The sequence below is a fragment of the Bacillus sp. BML-BC051 genome (assembly GCF_019656175.1).
GTDB lineage: Bacteria > Bacillota > Bacilli > Bacillales > Bacillaceae_G > Bacillus_A > Bacillus_A mobilis.
In genome coordinates this window covers 31192-50815 of sequence record NZ_BPLI01000046.1, presented here as the reverse complement: position 1 = coordinate 50815, position 19624 = coordinate 31192, and the positions used below count along the sequence as shown (strand labels likewise).

General features: G+C 36.9%; 20 protein-coding genes and 2 pseudogenes. 19 read left to right on the top strand and 3 right to left on the bottom strand.

Going from position 1 to position 19624, the window contains the following annotated elements; genetic code table 11:
• Positions 1-64: 64 nt before the first annotated feature.
• A pseudogene (locus tag K5S59_RS18870) lies at positions 65-376 on the bottom strand (spore germination protein); the annotation flags it as partial.
• A gap of 296 nt (positions 377-672) precedes the next feature.
• Between K5S59_RS18870 and fdhF the strand changes: the two are divergent.
• The 17 genes from fdhF (at position 673) to K5S59_RS18785 (ending at position 16163) form a co-directional block, all read left to right on the top strand.
• Positions 673-3612, top strand: a complete 2940-nt coding sequence (gene fdhF / locus K5S59_RS18865) for a formate dehydrogenase subunit alpha (protein ID WP_120450696.1) — start codon at positions 673-675, stop codon at positions 3610-3612.
• Between the two features lie 12 nt (positions 3613-3624).
• Positions 3625-4107 (top strand): helical membrane plugin domain-containing protein, encoded by a 483-nt coding sequence (locus K5S59_RS18860; RefSeq protein WP_120450694.1) that lies wholly within the window; start codon positions 3625-3627, stop codon positions 4105-4107.
• A gap of 116 nt (positions 4108-4223) precedes the next feature.
• Positions 4224-4568, top strand: coding sequence for a Na-translocating system protein MpsC family protein (locus K5S59_RS18855; RefSeq protein ID WP_000039580.1), 345 nt, complete (start codon positions 4224-4226; stop codon positions 4566-4568).
• A gap of 16 nt (positions 4569-4584) precedes the next feature.
• A complete protein-coding gene (gene fdhD, locus K5S59_RS18850; protein ID WP_120450692.1) occupies positions 4585-5382 on the top strand; it encodes a formate dehydrogenase accessory sulfurtransferase FdhD in 798 nt (265 codons plus the stop codon).
• Between the two features lie 20 nt (positions 5383-5402).
• Complete coding sequence (gene moaA, locus K5S59_RS18845; protein WP_212982283.1) at positions 5403-6419, top strand: GTP 3',8-cyclase MoaA; 1017 nt, start codon at positions 5403-5405, stop codon at positions 6417-6419.
• A 200-nt stretch (positions 6420-6619) separates the two neighbouring features.
• Positions 6620-7399, top strand: a complete 780-nt coding sequence (locus K5S59_RS18840; protein ID WP_120450690.1) for a formate channel — start codon at positions 6620-6622, stop codon at positions 7397-7399.
• 24 nt (positions 7400-7423) lie between these two features.
• Positions 7424-8440, top strand: coding sequence for a molybdopterin-synthase adenylyltransferase MoeB (locus tag K5S59_RS18835; protein ID WP_120450689.1), 1017 nt, complete (start codon positions 7424-7426; stop codon positions 8438-8440).
• Between the two features lie 18 nt (positions 8441-8458).
• On the top strand, positions 8459-9766 hold the full coding sequence (gene moeA, locus K5S59_RS18830; protein ID WP_120450687.1) for a molybdopterin molybdotransferase MoeA: 1308 nt from the start codon (positions 8459-8461) through the stop codon (positions 9764-9766).
• Positions 9747-10211 (top strand): molybdopterin synthase catalytic subunit MoaE, encoded by a 465-nt coding sequence (gene moaE / locus K5S59_RS18825; RefSeq protein WP_120450685.1) that lies wholly within the window; start codon positions 9747-9749, stop codon positions 10209-10211. Before moeA ends, moaE begins: the two co-directional genes overlap by 20 nt.
• A 4-nt stretch (positions 10212-10215) precedes the next feature.
• Positions 10216-10452: a molybdopterin converting factor subunit 1 gene (gene moaD / locus K5S59_RS18820; RefSeq protein ID WP_120450683.1), complete on the top strand. Its 237-nt coding sequence runs from the start codon at positions 10216-10218 to the stop codon at positions 10450-10452.
• Between the two features lie 60 nt (positions 10453-10512).
• Entirely contained in the window at positions 10513-11562 is a 1050-nt protein-coding gene (locus K5S59_RS18815; protein WP_098237374.1) for a P-loop NTPase, read from the top strand.
• Positions 11563-11577: 15 nt separating this feature from the next.
• Positions 11578-11802: a hypothetical protein gene (locus tag K5S59_RS18810; protein WP_000752390.1), complete on the top strand. Its 225-nt coding sequence runs from the start codon at positions 11578-11580 to the stop codon at positions 11800-11802.
• Between the two features lie 41 nt (positions 11803-11843).
• Positions 11844-12242, top strand: coding sequence for a hypothetical protein (locus tag K5S59_RS18805; RefSeq protein WP_120450681.1), 399 nt, complete (start codon positions 11844-11846; stop codon positions 12240-12242).
• A 181-nt stretch (positions 12243-12423) separates the two neighbouring features.
• Positions 12424-12672 carry a DUF1294 domain-containing protein gene (locus K5S59_RS18800; RefSeq protein ID WP_000871354.1) on the top strand — a complete coding sequence of 83 codons (249 nt, stop codon included), beginning with the start codon at positions 12424-12426 and terminating at the stop codon, positions 12670-12672.
• 91 nt (positions 12673-12763) lie between these two features.
• On the top strand, positions 12764-13705 hold the full coding sequence (gene rarD / locus K5S59_RS18795; protein ID WP_000535555.1) for an EamA family transporter RarD: 942 nt from the start codon (positions 12764-12766) through the stop codon (positions 13703-13705).
• A 79-nt stretch (positions 13706-13784) separates the two neighbouring features.
• Positions 13785-14210 (top strand): divergent PAP2 family protein, encoded by a 426-nt coding sequence (locus K5S59_RS18790; protein ID WP_048527641.1) that lies wholly within the window; start codon positions 13785-13787, stop codon positions 14208-14210.
• A 99-nt stretch (positions 14211-14309) separates the two neighbouring features.
• Positions 14310-16163, top strand: coding sequence for a terpene cyclase/mutase family protein (locus K5S59_RS18785; protein ID WP_120450680.1), 1854 nt, complete (start codon positions 14310-14312; stop codon positions 16161-16163).
• Positions 16164-16236: 73 nt separating this feature from the next.
• Here K5S59_RS18785 and K5S59_RS18780 read toward each other — a convergent pair whose 3' ends face one another.
• Positions 16237-16386: a YfhD family protein gene (locus K5S59_RS18780; RefSeq protein WP_001035810.1), complete on the bottom strand. Its 150-nt coding sequence runs from the start codon at positions 16384-16386 to the stop codon at positions 16237-16239.
• 133 nt (positions 16387-16519) lie between these two features.
• Between K5S59_RS18780 and fabG the strand changes: the two genes are divergently transcribed.
• A complete protein-coding gene (gene fabG / locus K5S59_RS18775; RefSeq protein ID WP_000395033.1) occupies positions 16520-17260 on the top strand; it encodes a 3-oxoacyl-ACP reductase FabG in 741 nt (246 codons plus the stop codon).
• Positions 17261-17311: 51 nt separating this feature from the next.
• Here fabG and dhaS read toward each other — a convergent pair.
• A pseudogene (dhaS, locus tag K5S59_RS18770) lies at positions 17312-18025 on the bottom strand (aldehyde dehydrogenase DhaS); the annotation flags it as partial.
• 258 nt (positions 18026-18283) lie between these two features.
• On the opposite strand from dhaS, the gene K5S59_RS18765 reads away from it, so the two are divergent.
• On the top strand, positions 18284-19582 hold the full coding sequence (locus tag K5S59_RS18765) for a hypothetical protein (protein ID WP_000384722.1): 1299 nt from the start codon (positions 18284-18286) through the stop codon (positions 19580-19582).
• Positions 19583-19624: the final 42 nt, after the last annotated feature.

Below are 19624 nucleotides of genomic sequence, written 5' to 3'. Positions count from 1 at the left end.
GCAAGTAGCGTGTTTTGTACTATTTAATAATCCCGTTTTCTAAAATTTTAATAGTAGGAGTTACTTTCACGTTAGCTTTTGAAAAGGCACTCGGCCAATTATCTTCATTCCACTCTTTAAATAAGAGTGGGCGAAGAATATCAATGTTAATAACGGTTTTGTCTACAAGTCCTTCCATATATATAAGGGCAGCTTCTTTTCCGTTTTTTAACGGAAAAGTGCGTGTAATTAATTCTGGAATACCGCTAAACAGTTTGGACAAGTGCTTTAGATTAAGGGAAAGAGAAAAAGAAATAGCTTTATTTAATAGGTGATCAGCTTGCCCTTGGGCAGAAAAAGATTTTTCACCACGTATCCATTTATTAAAAGACCCCATTTGTTCGCTTACTCCTTGTTATGTTTTATATGGGTTATTATGGATAGTTCCACGCTGACATATGCGTAGTTTAAATTTTATATTGTATATTTTTAGCTTTAACGCTATAATTATAGTGTTAAAGATGGAATCGTGATATGACCTGTTATGAATCTATCGTTTTATTTATGAATAAATGGATTGGTATTTTAGCAAGATGTGCTAATAAACTACTCCACCATGATAATAACGTGCCGAAATGTGGTGCGTATATTTTCGTGGTGGAGTTTTTTTATTCTCAAAAAGGGGGAAAGACCATGAATGACAACATGGTTCATATTACAATTGACGGAAAAAAGTATGCAGCGGAGCCCGGTTCAACGATATTGGGTGTTATTAATGAGAACGGGATTGAACATCCACAAATTTGTTACGTGCCAGAAGTAGATCCTATTCAAACATGTGATACTTGTATTGTAGAAGTTGACGGAAAGTTAATGCGCTCTTGTTCGACAATGGCGACAGAAGGTATGAACATTGAACGTAATTCTGCTCGTGCAAAAGAAGCGCAAACAGAGGCGATGGATCGGTTATTAGAAAATCATTTATTATACTGTACAGTATGTGACAACAACAATGGGAACTGTAAACTGCATAATACAGCAGAATTAATGGAAATCGAACATCAAAAATATCCTTATGAACCGAAAGTAGATGTAAGTGAAGTTGATATGACGCATCCGTTTTATCGCTATGACCCGAATCAATGTATTGCATGCGGTCAATGCGTTGAGGTGTGTCAAAACTTACAAGTAAATGAAACGTTATCGATAGACTGGGAAGCGGAACGCCCACGAGTTATTTGGGATGAAGGAGTAAATATTAATGACTCTTCATGCGTGAGCTGTGGTCAATGTGTAACCATTTGCCCTTGTAACGCTTTAATGGAGAAAACAATGCTCGGTGAAGCTGGATTTATGACGGGATTAAAACCAGATATTCTTGAACCGATGGTAGATTTAATTAAAGAGGTTGAGCCTGGATATAGCGGTATTTTTGCGGTATCAGAAGTGGAAGCGGCCATGCGTGATACTCGTACGAAGAAAACGAAAACAGTATGTACATTTTGTGGTGTAGGTTGTTCATTTGAAGTGTGGACGAAAGGGCGTAAAATCCTTAAAGTACAGCCTTCTTCTGATGCGCCAGTTAACGCAATTTCTACTTGTGTAAAAGGAAAATTCGGTTGGGATTTCGTAAATTCTAAAGAAAGAATTACGAAACCTTTAATTCGTAAAAATGGAGCGTTTGTTGAATCTACATGGGAAGAAGCATTGAATGTAGTTGCAAGTAAATTAGGATCGATTAAAGAAGAGTACGGTAAAGATGCTATCGGTTTTATTTCTTCATCAAAAATTACGAATGAAGACAATTATGTCATTCAAAAATTAGCTCGACAAGTATTCGAAACGAATAATATTGATAACTGCTCACGTTATTGTCAATCACCAGCGACAGACGGATTATTCCGTACAATTGGTATGGGCGGAGATGCTGGAACGATTAAAGATATCGCACAATCTGGTCTTGTTATTATTGTAGGTTGTAATCCGACAGAAGGTCATCCTGTTTTAGCTACACGTATTAAACGTGCGCATAAGTTACACGGACAAAAATTAATTGTCGCTGATCTTCGTAAAACAGAAATGGCAGAGCGTTCAGACGTCTTTATTAGTCCAAAACAAGGAACAGATCAAGTATGGTTAATGGCTGTTACAAAATATATGATGGATCAAGGTTGGCACGATCAGCAATTTATTGATGAGAATGTAAACTTCTTTGAAGATTTCAAAGAGAGTCTGACAGAATATACACTTGAATATGCAGAAGAAATGACTGGTATTTCAAAAGAAACACTTATTCAAATGGCTGAAATGATTCGTGGTGCAGATGGTACATGTATCCTTTGGGGGATGGGCGTAACGCAAAATACGGGTGGTTCTGATACTTCCGCTGCGATTTCAAACTTACTTCTTGCAACAGGTAATTATCGTCGTCCAGGTGCTGGTGCATATCCACTTCGAGGTCATAATAACGTACAAGGTGCTTGTGATATGGGTACTTTACCAGGATGGCTTCCTGGATATCAGCACGTTACAAACGATATGGAACGTGCGAAATTTGAAATGGCGTACGGAGTAAAAATTAATAGTGAACCAGGTCTTAATAATATTGAAATGCTACATGCAATTGACAAAGGGAAAATGAAAGCTATGTATCTTGTTGGAGAGGATATGGCTCTTGTAGACTCTAATGCGAACCATGTACATGAAGTGTTATCAAGCCTTGATTTCTTCGTTGTGCAAGATGTTTTCTTATCTAAAACTGCTCAATATGCAGATGTTGTATTACCAGCAGCACCGTCTCTTGAGAAAGAAGGTACTTTCACAAATACAGAGCGCCGTGTACAAAGATTGTATCAAGTTCTTCCTACGCTTGGAGATGCGAAGCCAGACTGGTGGATTGTGCAGGAGATTGCGAATAAATTAGGTGCAAACTGGAATTATAGCCATCCAAGTGAAATTTTTGCTGAAATGGCAAGTTTATCACCACTATTCTCACAAGCAAATTATGAAGTACTTGAAGGGTGGAATAGTTTCCATTGGGGAAGTTTTGATGGAACGAATACACCATTACTTTTCCAAGATGGATTTAACTTCCCAGATAAAAGAGCTCGTTTTGCGATTGCTGACTGGGTACGTCCAGCTGAATTCCCAGCAGAGTTTGATCTTCACATTAATAACGGTCGTATGCTTGAGCATTTTCATGAAGGAAATATGACGAATAAATCAACAGGTATTCAAACGAAAGTGCCTGGCGTTTTCGTTGAAATTTCTCCAGCGCTTGCAAAAGAACGTGGAGTGAAAACAGGTTCATTAGTTCGTCTTGTCTCTCCTTTTGGAGCATTAAAATTACGCGCACTTGTAACAGATCGTGTAAAAGCGAATGAATTATATTTACCGATGAACTCTACAGATAATGAAACAGCAATTAATTTCTTAACAGGTCCTGCAGTTGATACGCGTACGAACACACCTGCTTATAAACAGACGAAAGTGCGTATGGAAGTGCTAGAAGTTGAGGGCGAAAATCCGATGCCAAAAGCGAACCCACGTAATAAAAAACGTCATCCTCAAGCTGGTATTGAGGTACAGCGTAAGTGGGCACGTCCAGGGTATGTGCATTTAACGGATAAGTAGGAGGAGAAAAATATGGCTGCACCTATAAAAATGATTCAAAAACAAGAATTAACTGAGGAAGAAATAAAACAGCAAAAATTAAATGATTTAAAAGAGCTTCTAGCTCATAATGAAGAAGCTTTAAATCAAATGTTTAATATTGTTGGTGAATTAAATGACATCGGAATGCTAGAAGCCGCAAATTCTATGCTCAAGGCGAAAGAACCAATTGCAAAAATCGTTCTTGGTCAAGTGACTCGTGAGCCTGTTACAAATTTAATTAATAATATGATGGGTGCCGCGGGTGCTTTAACAGAACTTGATCCGGAACTTACGAAAAAGCTTATAGGTAGTTTATTAGTAGGACTAGAAGAAGGTAATGAACATTTAGAGAGTAATAAAAAAGTAGGAGTATTTGATCTTATGAAAGTATTGAAAGACCCAGACATTAACCGTGCTATCGGGTTTGGGCTTCATTTCTTAAAAGGTATGGGTAAAGGATTAAAAGACGAATAATCTTCATGAAGTGAATATTTTCGCCCAAATGTTTGTACGAAATAGTTTGGGCGGAAGGCTCATTTTGGTAAAATATATAATAAAGTAAAATGAGGATTTGTTGGAGGTATAATTGTATGTCAAAAAAAGTACATGAATTTAATGATATGATACGAAAACTTCGAAAGGAACTTTTCGGAAAAGGACCAGAACGAATTCATACTGTTTTTGCTGAAAATATGGCGATTGCGACCCTTTACGGAAACTTAACACCTACTGAAAAATTCATTTCAAGTACGATGGACGGTGCGGAAATGGTTCATTTGGCTAGAACGAAAATGATTCAAGAAGTGTATGCTGCGAATTCCCGTGAACATTTGGAGGAACTTGTTGGAGCGAAATTAGTGAATTTATTTTCAGATATGAAAGTAGAAGAAGATATTGCAGTTTCGGTATTCGTTTTTGATAAAAATATAACGTGAGAGAAGGATACTGATCGTGAAACCGATACAGGTAGAAAGAGAAATCTTTCGTTATGAACAAGGGGCGTTTAAGCATATAGAGGACAGCATTGTAACAGAGTTTCCAGTCACGATTAAAATGAACGGACAGGAGTTTGTTACAATGGTTAGTACTCCAGAATATATAGAAGATATGGTAATAGGCTTTTTAGCATCTGAAGGAATCATTCGGAAGTATGAAGATATTGATGACATATGGGTACAAGAGAAAAAAGGATTTGTACATGTCACAATGAAAAAAGTGAATCCGTATTACGAACAAATGCAAAATAAACGTTATATTACTTCATGCTGTGGTATGAGTAGGCAAGGGTTTGTTTTTGCAAATGATGCACTAAGCGCGAAAAAAATGAATGGCGTACATGTACAGGTTGCTGCAGAAGACTGTTTTCGATTAATGAAAGAAATGCAGCAATCTGCAGAGACATTTCGTCATACAGGTGGCGTTCATAATGCATCTTTGTGTGATGTGAATGGCATTATTTTAAGCCGAATGGATATCGGTAGACATAATGCATTAGATAAAATTTACGGTTATTGCTTAAAAAATAATATTTCTATAAAAGATAAAATCATTGTTTTTAGTGGTCGTATTTCTTCGGAAATATTATTGAAAGTTGCAAAGATTGGTTGTGAAATTATACTTTCAAAATCAGCTCCGACTGAGTTGGCTTTGCAGCTAGCAGAAGAATTAGGTATTACGACGATAGGATTTATTCGGAATCAATCCTTAAATGTATATACGCATCCAGAGCGTGTTATAAATATAAAATAAGTAAAAGCGAGGCAATAAATATGAAATCTGTCACATTAGACAAACTACAACGCCCTTTAAAGGATTTACGTATTTCTGTTACTGATCGCTGTAATTTTCGCTGTCGCTATTGTATGCCAGAAGAAATATTTGGTCCTGATTATTCGTTTTTGTCTAATGATAAAATTTTATCTTTTGATGAGATTGAAAGGATAACACGTATTTTTGTTTCTTTAGGTGTAAGAAAGTTACGAATTACGGGTGGAGAACCGTTACTTCGAAGAGGTCTTCCGCAGCTTATTGAGCGCCTTAATAAAATAGATGGTGTGGAGGATATCGGTTTAACAACCAATGGATCGTTACTTAAAAAGTTTGCTCTTGATTTATATAAGGCGGGTTTATCACGTGTGACAGTTAGTTTAGATTCCTTAGAAGAAGATCGTTTTTTCTATTTGAATGGTAATAGAAGCAAAGTGCAAAGGGTTCTAGAAGGAATACAGGCTGCAGCTGAAGTTGGTATGAAAGTTAAAATAAATATGGTCGTTCAAAAGGGGAAAAACGAACAGGACATCTTGCAGATGGCACAATACTTTAAGGAAAATAAGCATATTCTTCGTTTTATTGAGTATATGGATGTTGGGAACTATAACGGTTGGGAATTAAAAGAGGTCGTCTCTAAACAAGAAATAGTAGATGCCATTCATCAAGTTATGCCATTAGAACGGATAGAAGCGAATTATGCAGGTGAAGTTGCGACTCGCTATCGTTATATTGGAAGTGATGAAGAAATAGGTATCATTTCATCAGTAACAGATTCCTTCTGTTCCTCATGTACGAGAGCTCGTATTTCTGCAGAAGGAAAATTATATACTTGTTTGTTTGCTTCTAAAGGAAATGACTTGAGAGAACTACTTCGATCTGGATACACTGACGATGAAATAACATATATTGTACGTGATATATGGAACAACCGAGAAGATCGTTATTCAGATGAACGCTTAAGTCATACAAGTAAAAAAAGAGCGCCTAAAATTGAAATGTCACATATTGGTGGTTGATATATAAGAGTGACGCTTTGATGAAATATATACAAAATGGAAAGTATGCAACGTTTGTAGATTTTCTATTTTATAGTAAAAGTGATGATTGATATCTCTGTAAAAGATGTGCAGAGAAATTAAGCAGCATTCAAATACCTTTATTTTGAGGAGGTTTTTTGAAGCTGCTTTTTTATTTGGAGAAAATGGAGGAATTAGTAATGGCATTTCATAAACCGGAACAAATTGCGGAGCTTGTAATTGAGGCCGGTGTTCAAAAAGTAAGTCAGACGTTGCCAGCAATGCTTATTCTCGGTTTTTTAGGAGGAGCGTTTATTTCGTTAGGTTTTTTGCTTAACATTCGCGTTTTAGGTAATTTACCAGAGCGTTGGGGTAGTTTAGTCAATGTTTTAGGAGGAGCGGTTTTTCCTGTTGGATTAATGCTCGTCGTATTAGCAGGAGGAGAATTAATTACCGGAAATATGATGTCACTTTCTATGGCGCTTTATGCAAAGAAAATTACATTGGTAAGTGTACTATATAATTGGGTTTGGATTACTTTCATGAATTTCGTGGGAGCTATTTTTGTTGCGTATTGTTTCGGTCATCTTGGCGGATTAACAGAGGGAGATTATTTAAATAAAACGGTAGCGATAGCAGAAGGGAAATTACATGAATCATTTGGGAGAACTTTAATTTTAGCAATTGGATGTAATTGGCTCGTTTGTCTTGCGCTTTGGCTCGCTTATGGGACGAGTGATTTTGTCGGAAAAATAATCGGAATTTGGATTCCCATTATGGCATTTGTAGTGATTGGATTTCAGCAAGTAGTAGCAAATATGTTTGTCATCTCGGCAGTTATTTTTGCAGGTCATCTGACGTGGATGGATCTTGCTAGAAATTTTGTTCCTGTTTTTATCGGAAATGTAATTGGGGGAGCTGGATTTGTTGGATTTGCTTACTTTGCTTGTTATCAAAAACAACATTCTAATATGAAATAGAGTTCGTGAGAGGAAGGGTATGTAATGGCTGATCGGTATTCACGACAACAGTTGTTCAAACCAATTGGGAGTAGAGGGCAAGAAAAAATTCGAAATAAACATGTGTTAATTGTAGGAGCAGGCGCATTAGGAAGTGCAAGTGCCGAAAGTTTCGTACGTGCAGGTATTGGCAAGTTGACGATTATTGATCGTGATTACGTTGAATGGAGTAATTTACAAAGGCAACAATTGTACTCTGAAGAAGATGCGATAGAGAAAATACCGAAAGCAATTGCTGCTAAAAATCGGTTAGAGCGAATTAATTCGGAAGTACACATAGATGCTTTCGTAATGGATGCAAGCGCAGAAAACATGGAAGACCTATTAAAAAATGTAGATGTAATAATTGATGCAACAGATAATTTCGATATTCGATTTGTAATAAATGATTTATCACAAAAATATAAGATTCCGTGGATATACGGTTCTTGCGTTGGATCGTACGGTATGAGTTATACGGTTATTCCGCAAGAGACACCATGTTTACATTGTGTGCTGAAGAATGTTCCTGTTACAGGTGTGACATGTGATACCGCTGGAATTATTAGCCCGACTGTTCAAATCGTCGCAGCATATCAAGTGGCGGAAGCGTTCAAAATTTTAGTAGGAGATTTCGCAGCAATTAGAAAAACATTTTTCATGTTTGATATATGGAGTAATCAAAACCATTTTATAAAACTAGGGAAAATCAAAACAGACGATTGCCCTTCGTGCGGCTTAAATCGAACTTATCCTTATTTATCATACGAAAACCAAACGAAGGTAGCTGCTTTATGCGGAAGAAATACAGTGCAAATTAGGCCAGTAGAAAATAGAAAGTACGATTTTGACGATATAGAAAAAGTATTAAATAAACTAGGGAAAGTAGAGCGGAATCAGTATTTACTATCTTGCCATCTAGATGATTACCGCGTCGTTATTTTTCGGGATGGTCGTGTTTTCATTCATGGTACAAATGATATTTCGAAAGCGAAACAATTATATTATCGCGTATTCGGTTAATAGAAAGGGTTGTCAATAATGGAAAGAAGAGTGCCAATTACGGTTGAAGAAGCTGTTCGTAAAGTAATGGGATTTGCTAATGAGGGATTAAAGGAGCTACTACCTATTGAATTAGCTTACGGGCGTATATTAGCAGAGGATTTAGTAGCTGACCATGATGTACCTTCATTCAATCGTTCACCGTATGACGGATTTGCTATTAGAGCAGAAGATACGAATGTAGCAAGTTATGAAACGCCAATTGTGTTTGAAGTAATTGGTGAAATTGGTGCGGGATCAATATTCCACGAGAAAGTAGGCCCGTTTCAAGCAGTTCGAATTATGACGGGAGCGCAAATTCCGAATGGGTGTGATGCGGTGGTTATGTTAGAGCTGACTCGTCAATATAAGGAGGCTGGCAACAATTATATGGAAGTGAAGCGATCGTTCAAAACGGGCGACAATATTTCTTTTCAAGGTGAAGATGCCCGTAAAGGAGCGGTTCTTGCAAAAAAAGGATCATACATTCATCCGGGTATTTCAGCTCTTCTTGCTACGTTCGGTTATAGTGAGGTGCCAGTGGCGAGAAAGCCTGTAATTGGATTGCTAGCAACTGGTAGTGAATTACTGGATGTAAATGATTCACTACAGCCAGGGAAAATCCGAAATAGTAATACGTATATGATATTGTCTCAAATTCGAAGAGCGGGCGGCAGAGTAAAATATTTTGGAAAGTTTAGCGATGATTTTCATACATGTTTCACAGCTGTAAAAGAAGCGTTAAGCCAAGTAGATATGCTCATTACAACAGGCGGTGTATCAGTAGGAGATTACGATTATTTACCAGCTATTTACGAAAAGTTAGGTGCCTCTGTTCTTTTCAATAAAGTTGCAATGCGGCCAGGAAGTGTTACGACTGTAGCGCAATTAAATAGCAAGTTATTATTTGGTTTATCAGGAAATCCATCTGCTTGTTACGTAGGATTTGAATTGTTTGTAAGACCTTGTATTCGGACGTATATGTTTAGTGAAAAAGCACATATGAAGAGACAAAAAGCGTTATTAGGAGAAGATTTTCTAAAACCAAATCCATTTACAAGATTTGTGCGAGCAAAACTGACATATAACGAAGGGCAATTAATTGCTTATCCGTCAGGGTTTGATAAATCTAGCTCAGTTTCTTCCCTAGCAGAGACAAATATATTTATTGTACTTCCAGGTGGTACGAGAGGTTATAAAAAAGATATGTTCGTAGATGTTCTTTTGCTGGAAGATAATGAAGGTAGTGAATGGCCTTGGGCATTTTATAAAGTGAGAGGTGTTTCTAATGGGACAAGCACTATTTGAAATTATAGATATACCGATTTCAGTTGAAGAAGTAACGAATAAAGTCGCAAGAAGAGAAGCAGGTGCAATTACAACATTTATTGGCACGGTGAGAGAACTAACAAAAGGAAAACGAACGCTACATTTAGAGTACGAAGCATATAAACCGATGGCAGTGAAACAACTTATGAGAATTGGTGAAGAAATAAATGAAAAGTGGCCAGACGCAAAAATAGCAATTACGCACCGTGTAGGGCGGCTAGAAATCATGGATATTGCGGTAGTCATTGCAGTTTCATCACCGCATCGTAAAGTAGCTTATGAAGCAAATGAATACACGATTGAACGTATAAAACGAATCGTCCCAATTTGGAAAAAAGAATTTTGGGAAGATGGAACGATGTGGATTGGAGATCAACTTGAAAATACGGCATATCCAGAAGGAAAACCAAAGAAGGAAGAATGAGAAGATGATTACAATTTTATTGTTCGCAAATTTACGTGAGGAAGTCGGATCGGATCGATTCGTAATTTTAGAAAAACAAGAAATGACAGTTCAGCAATTAAAAGAATGGCTGAAAACAAGCTATTGTTTACCATCGCTTGATAGAGTGATGGTGGCTGTGAATGAAGAGTTTGTAACGAATGAAGAGATGATAAAAACTGGAGATATAGTCGCATTAATCCCGCCTGTTAGCGGGGGATAACAAGCTTTTTCGCCAAGAAGATGTTGTATATAAATTCGAATATGAGAAGGGATGAGTGCTATGATTACGCAAGAACAAATAATGAACGCATTAAAACATGTAGAGGATCCGGAGTTACACAAAAGTATTGTAGAATTAAATATGGTTAGAAATATACAAATGAATGGAACAGAGGTTAAACTTGAAGTAGTGCTAACGATTCAAGGTTGTCCATTAAAGGAAAAAATTCAACAAGATGTGGAAGAGTCTCTTCAGGCGATAGGTGCATCTAAGGTAGATTTGACATTTGGTTCTATGACACAAGAAGAACGAGCTGCGCTAACAGAGAAGTTAAAGAAAAATACGAGAACAGAAACTGGTATGCCGAGCATGCTTCGTCTTGATTCAGGGGTACGATTTATTACTGTAACGAGCGGAAAAGGTGGAGTTGGAAAATCAACAGTGACAATTAATCTTGCAACTGCTTTAGCTCGTATGGGCAAAAAAGTGGGGATATTAGATGCAGATATATATGGTTTTAGCATTCCAGCTATGATGGAAACAAATCAAAAACCGACGATGATTGATCAAACAGCAATTCCGGTCGTTAGTCACGGTGTTAAAATTATGTCGATGGGATTTTTTACGGAAGGAAATAACCCGGTTATGTGGCGCGGACCGATGTTGAATAAATGGATTCAAAATTTCCTTGCGAATACGCACTGGGGAGAATTAGATTATTTACTTCTTGATTTACCACCTGGTACAGGAGATGTTGCTATTGATGTTGCAGCAATGATCCCGCAGGCGCAAGAAATTATCGTTACAACACCACACAATGTAGCTTCGTTCGTAGCATCTAGAGTAGGTGTTATGGCAAAACATACGAAACACGAGATTTTAGGGATTGTAGAAAATATGGCTTATTATGAAGAACAAGATGGATCAAAAAACTATCTCTTCGGAAAAGGTGGCGGCGAAATGCTTGCAGAACAATTGCAAACAGAAGTGATCGCGCAAATACCTTTTGCAAAACGAGAAGAAAATAACGGTTCATCTGTATATGATGAAGACTCTCTTGTAGGAGAAGTGTTTACATCGTTAGCGGAAGATATTATTTATAGAGGATAGAGGGGGAAGTTTAGTATGGCGTGTAATATCGATCATTCTATGGAAGATGTAATGAATAAGCTTGAAAGTCAAAAGGATTTTTTACCGGAAGTGATTTTTAAAGAGTTAAAGGGATTTTTGCAAGGGAATCATTCACAGGAAATATTAAATGATGTCTTTCATCTTCTAAAGAAGTATGACTTAGTTAGTGAAGAAGAGCGAGAGATGAGAAATACTCAATTATTACTGATTATAAAATAAATAAGCTTTGGCTTTTGTTTTTTTCAGAAGGGGTGAATGTAATGAATATGAAAAAGATGATTGAAATGGTAGAAGCAACTAAAGTGACTGACGAAGAATTATCGATTTCTACTTTACATCAAAAGCTTGTGAAGTTGTATAGTCAAAAAGATAGTGTAGAGTATACGGAGCTATTAAAATATATTTTATCATTATCTGTGCAGCTGAAGCTGAACCTCGTATTGAAATATTTTGGTGTGCGTCCGGTTGTTGCTACAGATGAGCGTATGCAATTTCAAGAGATATTTAAATGTTTAGCTAACAAAGATGAAAATGGCGAATGGTTTCTAAATTTCGTTTCTTTATATGCAGGGCTAATCATGGTTCTTCATTTTGATGCACAAGAGATTGAGAGAAGTTTTTTCGATGGTATGGTAGTGGGTGAAGGGAATGAAATATAAGGTTCTGCTCATAACATATTTCTATTTCATTATTTTAACTGCGATTTTAGTTGATTATATAAATATGAAGGTAACCAATTAAGAAAAAGAATGAAACTAGTTTGATCAAAAGCGTTCTTCAGTTGTTTCCGTCGTTTTTTCATGTTACGATTAAGCGGATTTTTCATAGGGAGAGAACGCGATGAAATGGATTTATTTTCTTGTTATTAACGTTATAGCTTTTAGCCTTATGGGGCTTGATAAACGAAAAGCGAAGAAGAAACAGTGGAGAACGCCAGAAAGTACGTTGTTTTTATCAGCGGCAGCTGGGGGAGCAGTTGGTGCTTGGATTGGTATGTATATGTTTCACCATAAAACACATAAAAAGAAATTTGTTTTCGGTATACCGTTACTTGTCGTTATAACAGTATGTTTACTTTTTGCTGTATGAGAAATGTCGAAAGAATTGCAGATTGATTATTGGTAAAGTGAGCATTCGGGACCGTATAATGGAGAAAAACGAGAAGAGGAGAAAATGGAAGATGGGGAGTCAATCAGCACAGCAAAAAAAAGGGATTATATATGCGGCTGGTGCTTATACGATGTGGGGAATCCTACCAATCTATTGGAAATGGGTTGAGGAAGTTCCAGCAGATGAAATATTAGCACACCGTATCGTTTGGGCGTTTGTTTTTATGTTACTTGTATTAGGTGTTACGAAGAGGTTTCGTCAGTTTATTGGGGAGTTCGTGAATCTTTTTAAACGACCTAAATTATTAATGTCATTAACAATAGCTTCAGTCTTGATTAGCGGAAACTGGTTTGTCTACATATGGGCCGTTAATCATAATCATGTCATTGAAGCCAGTCTTGGATATTATATTAATCCACTTATTAGTATTTTACTTGGTACAGTCGTTTTAAAGGAAAAGTTAAACTTTTGGCAATATGTTGCAGTTGGTTTAGCTGGAGTAGGGGTTATCATTTTAACAGTGCGTTTTGGATCTATTCCGTGGGTTTCTTTATCACTTGCCTTTTCATTTGGATTATATGGATTAACGAAAAAATTGTTAAACTATGATGCGACAATTGGTCTTACGATGGAAACGATGTTAGTGACGCCGTTTGCGATTATTTATCTAGTTATGACAGGAGTGCATGGATTTGGTTCATTTGGATCTATTTCTATGTTATCGACGTTACTATTAATAGGGGCAGGAATTGTTACTGCTTTACCACTTTTTTATTTTGCAAAAGGAGCACAACTTATTCCGCTTTATATGGTAGGATTTTTACAATATATTGCACCAACAATTAGTTTGATTTTAGGTGTATTCGTATTTGGTGAGCATTTCACATCTACTCATATGATGGCATTTTTCTGTATATGGGTTGCTTTATTTGTGTTTTCAATAGCGAAAACAAAGTTTTTAGTGCAGAAACAACCGAAATTTATAAAAAATAAATCAGCAAAAGTATCATAATGCGTAGTATTTTCTACGCATTTTTCTTTATACTTATACTATATAGAATTTCCATTATAGCTAGTAGGGAGCTGAGAACGTGGAAACAATTTTACATAATGATCCGCTTATGGCCGCTGTAATTTCATGGTTTTTAGCACAATTAACGAAAGTAGTCTTTAAATTAGTTAAAACGGGTGAATTTGATTTTGCAAAGTTTTTCGCTTCAGGTGGGATGCCAAGTTCTCATGCTTCAACTGTTACAGCACTTGCGACAGGTGTTGGCGTTGTGGAAGGTGTGGAAAGTTCCATGTTTGCGATCGCTGCTATTTTTGCCATTATTGTTATGTATGATGCTTCAGGAGTAAGGCTCGCAGTAAGTAAACAAGCGAAAATATTGAATGAGTTTTTTCACGGTAGACAAACAGAATATAAGAAGTTAAATGAACTTGTCGGGCATACACCGTATGAAGTAGTAGTCGGTGCCTTAGTAGGGATAATTGTCGGAGTTGGATATTGTTTATGAGCAGAACATTTTATATGTTCTGCTTTTCTTTGTTTTCATACATATTCAGCTACCTTTTTGAATATCGTTATACGGATTTCGAAAGGGTGGGTGAGTAACTTGTTATTATATGAAAAAGTGCATGAAGAAATAGCGAGAAGAACAACTGCGCTTCAAACGATGCAATGGCGAGATGGGACGTGGCGCTTTTGTTTTGAAGGAGCACCATTAACAGATTGCCATATGATCTTTTTATTAAAATTATTAGGTAGAGATAAAGAGATAGAACCATTTGTAAAAAGATTAGCATCACTTCAAACAAATGAAGGAACATGGAAATTGTATGAAGATGAAGTGGGTGGTAATTTATCTGCTACAATTCAATCTTATGCTGCCTTACTTGCTTCAAAAAAATATACAAAAGAAGATGCGAATATGAAGCGAGCGGAAATGTTTATAAATGAGCGTGGCGGGGTAGCACGTGCTCATTTTATGACGAAGTTTTTATTAGCAGTTCATGGAGAATATGAATATCCTTCGCTCTTTCATTTGCCAACACCAATCATGTTTCTCCAAAGTGATTCCCCTCTCAGTATATTTGAGCTAAGTAGCTCAGCACGTATTCATTTAATTCCGATGATGCTGTGTTTAAATAAAAAATTTCGTGTAGGGAAAAAGTTACTGCCAAATTTAAATCACATTTCGGGAGGAGGCGGAGAATGGTTTCGGGAGGAACGGTCTCCGTTGTTTCAAACGTTAGTAAGTGATGTAAAACAAATTATATCGTATCCACTATCTTTACATCATAAAGGAAATGAGGAAGTCGAACGTTTTATGAAAGAACGTATTGATGAAAATGGAACATTATATAGTTACGCAACTGCCTCGTTTTATATGATTTATGCTTTACTCGCGTTAGGACATTCTCTTCAATCATCAATGATTCAAAAGGCTATAACCGGGATAACATCTTATATATGGAAGATGGAAAGTGGGAATCATTTGCAAAACTCTCCTTCAACTATATGGGATACGGCGTTACTCAGCTATGCGTTACAAGAGGCCCACGTTCCGAAAGATACCAATATGCTTCAACATGCCACAGCATATTTATTAAAAAAGCAGCATACAAAAAAAGCTGATTGGAGCGTACATGCACCAGCGCTTGCTCCAGGTGGTTGGGGTTTTTCGGATGTGAATACGACAATTCCAGATGTTGATGATACAACTGCTGTGCTAAGAGCGTTGGCGAGAAGTAGAGGAAGCGAAAAGGTAGATTATGTTTGGGAGAAAGGGATTAATTGGGTTAAAGGATTACAAAATAATGATGGTGGCTGGGGAGCGTTTGAAAAAGGTGTAACGAGCAATTTATTAGCAAATTTACCAATCGAAAATGCAAGCGATATGATTACAGATCCTTCTACACCAGATATTACAGGAAGAGTGTTAGAGCTTTTCGGGACATATGCGCAAAATGAATTGCCTGAGAAACAAACACAAAGTGCGATAAATTGGTTAATGAATGTACAAGAGAAAAATGGATCATGGTACGGGAAATGGGGGATTTGTTATATATATGGTACGTGGGCGGTGATGACAGGTTTACGGTCACTCGGAATTCCATCTAGCAATCCATCATTGAAACGAGCTGCTTTATGGCTTGAACATATACAACATGAAGATGGTGGTTGGGGAGAATCATGCCACAGTAGTGTGGAAAAAAGGTTCGTTACTTTACCATTCAGTACACCATCCCAAACAGCATGGGCGTTAGATGCTCTCATTTCTTATTATGATAACGAAACACCAGCAATTCGAAAAGGTATCTCATATTTGCTTGCGAATCGTTATGTGAATGAAAAATATCCTACTGGAACAGGTTTACCAGGTGGTTTTTATATTTGTTATCATAGCTATGCCCATATATATCCGCTACTTACTTTGGCACATTATATAAAAAAATATCGAAAATAAACCGAGAGGATATCTCTCGGTTTATTTTGTTGGGTAGTAGGTCCCTGTTGAAAAGAATAAGGTTGTGCTTTCCTTATTTTTCTGTTGACTGGCGTTTTTGACGTGCATCAGCGGCATTTGCACGTGCGTTTGCTTCTAAGTCATTGTGGTCAGCGAGTTCACGAGAGAACTCAACATCAATGCCATCAACAGCTTTGTTTTGCTTGAAATTTTTTTTGTTCATTCGACACAATCTCCTTGTGTTTTATGCGACGTTGCAAAGTTAGTTTGACACAAATAGACTTTTTTATACAAAGAGGAATTGGAAAGTAAAAAGCCGAAATATACAGTATAAGTAATAGAAATGGGGGATAGGGATGGAGTTTTTAAATGGGAAAACAGCTGTTGTAACAGGAGCTGCACAGGGAATTGGAAAAGAGATTGCAAGGGTTTATGCAAAACTAGGGGCGAAAGTATTAATTAGTGATGTAAATGAAGAGAAGCTACAAAAAACGACACGTGAGTTATCGGATGAAGGATATGAAGTGAGCTTATATCGATGTGATGTGAGTAATCAAAATGAAGCGAAGTCGTTAATTGAATATGCGGTTCAAAAGTTCGGAACATTACATATTTTGGTGAATAACGCTGGAATTACAAGAGATGCAATGTTACATAAAATGGAGAAGTCTGCTTGGGAACAAGTATTGCAAGTGAACTTAACTGGTGTTTTTTATTGTATGCAACCAGCGCTTCTTTACATGAGACAACAAGGGTATGGGCGCATTATTAATATATCTTCAATTAGTAGGGAAGGAAACATAGGTCAAGCGAATTATGCGGCTACAAAGGCAGGCGTTATAGGTTTAACGAAAACGGCAGCGAAGGAAGTTGGAGGTTTCGGTATTACGTGTAATGCGATTTGTCCAGGATTTATGGATACAGATATGACAAAAACGATACCAGATAAAGTGAAAGAAAAGATGGTCGGCGCGATTCCAGTTGGTAGAATTGGAACACCAGAAGATATTGCGAACGCAGCTGCCTTTTTAGCATCAGAATACGCTTCCTATATTACAGGAGAAGTATTAAATGTGAGCGGAGGACTGCAAGTTTAAATGAACACATAATGAAAAGAACCTGGCCGGATAGGTCAGGTTCTTTTTTTGTTAATTTAAGTTAAGCCAAACGCTCTTCACTTCTGTATAGTTATTTAATGCGTAAGATCCCATTTCACGGCCGAGGCCAGATTGTTTAAATCCTCCAAATGGAGATGCTGCATCAAAGACGTTGTAACAGTTAACCCATACTGTACCTGCACGTACTTTACTTGCAACATAGTGTGCTGTTTTTACATTTTCTGTCCACACACCAGCCGCTAAGCCGAATTGTGATTTATTTGCTCGTTCAATTACTTCATCAATATCGTTAAAAGGTATTGCAGAAATAACTGGACCAAAAATTTCTTCTTTTGCGATCGTCATTTCGTCATTTACGTCAGCGAATACTGTAGGGGAAACGAAGTAGCCTTGATCGAATGGATTACTTCCTCCGCAAAGTACTTCAGCACCTTCTTCAATTCCTTTTTCAATATAGCCCATTACACGTTTTTGTTGTTCTTCAGAAACGAGAGGACCGATTGTAGTTTCTGGACTTAAGCCAGCACCTTGATTTAATTTTTTAGAGTAAAGGACAAGGTCAGCCATGACATTATCATACATTTTCTTCGGAACAAATAAGCGTGATCCAGCAGAGCATACTTGTCCTTGGTTAAACATAACACCAGAAAGTGCACCAGGAATCGCGCGAGATAAGTCGGCGTCTGGTAAAATAATGTTCGGTGATTTACCGCCAAGCTCTAAAGTAACACGTTTCAATGATTCATATACCCCCAATAGTGGTCATAATACTGAAAGTATATAAAAAAGGATATTGTAAGTATTGATATAAAAGGAATAAAAGGGTGTTTTATATTTTGTCCACTTTTATCAAAAAGTGGACAAAATAGGAGGAATAAAATAATATAGATTTAGGTACTATTTCAGAGAAAAGAAAGTAGTAAAAGTAATCATATTAAACAAAAATAAAAGAGAGTACATAGAGAGAAATTCTTTTATGAATGAGGGGAAGTGAATGAAGTAATGGATTATAAATTTGTAAGTAAAGAAACTACTGTAAATGAAATGATTAGAGGAAAAATGAGAAATATAAAAGTGATTACGATAGGTGTGTTGGAGGAAAGTACAGGAATTGTATATCCACACCCTATATCAGAATTCATAAAAAGACAGTATGAGTTTTATGGGAAGTCGTTAAATAGTGCTGATGCACCTGCAAGGGTAGTGTGTCGTTTCTTGAATTTTTGTTTACAAAAGATTGAAGAAGGACATGAAGAGTTTGTGGGTATGAAAGATAAGGGGATCAATGGATTAGAACGCAAACATGGTAGTCAATATATAACACATTGCTCATTAGAGGGATTGCAAAAAGCAACAGTAGAACAGTATGAAAAATACCTTTCGGCATTTTATGTGTTTTTGAAAAAAATGAATTGGATAGACGAAGATTTTCCTTTAGAGGAGAAAAAGAATTTTAATGGTGATACTGTTCATGGTTCAGTATTTAGAGAACCAAGTTTAGGAACAAGATTCCCTTCGAGAAATACTAGTAAAAGAAAAGTATCAAAGTTGAAAGATTTTGGAGAAGACCGAAATCAATTAACAGCACACTTTATTCGAATAGCTATGGATATTGCAGAGGAAATCGCTCTAGGGCTATGTTTTCAATTCTATGGAGGATTGAGAAGAGGGGAAGTTGTTAATGTTTCGAGGGGGAATTTGATTGTAAATGAAGGCGAATCAATGGAAGTCCAAATCAAAGATAATCGTAACAAATTCTTTTCTCGTCTAAAGGATACGAAATCAGAGAATCCAAAGAGGCTCAACTACTTACAAACAGATATGGTTCGACAAACGATTTTAGATAATGACCTCGTTTGGGAAGTATATAGAAAACATCATAAAAGACTAGATTACATGATTAAGAGTGGAAAGTGCAAGAATCATAGTGCTTTATTCCTAAATGGTGACGGAGAACCAATGTCAGGGAAAGTGTACGATCGACGTTTTCAGAAAGTGAAAAAGGCATTCCTTGATTCGTTAATGGGACATAAGGATTATGAACTTTTGTCAGGAACATTTTGGTCAACACATGTCGGTCGAGGAGTCTTTACGAACATGTTAATCGATATGGGGTTCACTCCAACGCAGTTAGCAATCGCTCGTGGAGATAGAAGCTTAACTTCGGCTATGGAATACATTGACCAAACACTGACAACAGAACAAATACAACAGGCTGTAAACGAATTTAAAGATTACCCCACAGAAAAATTAGGAGTTATCGATTATGACCATGTGAAGAAATGGAAGAAAAAATTATAAAGGTGTAAGGCGGGGGAATTGGTGAAACAAGAGTGGATTACG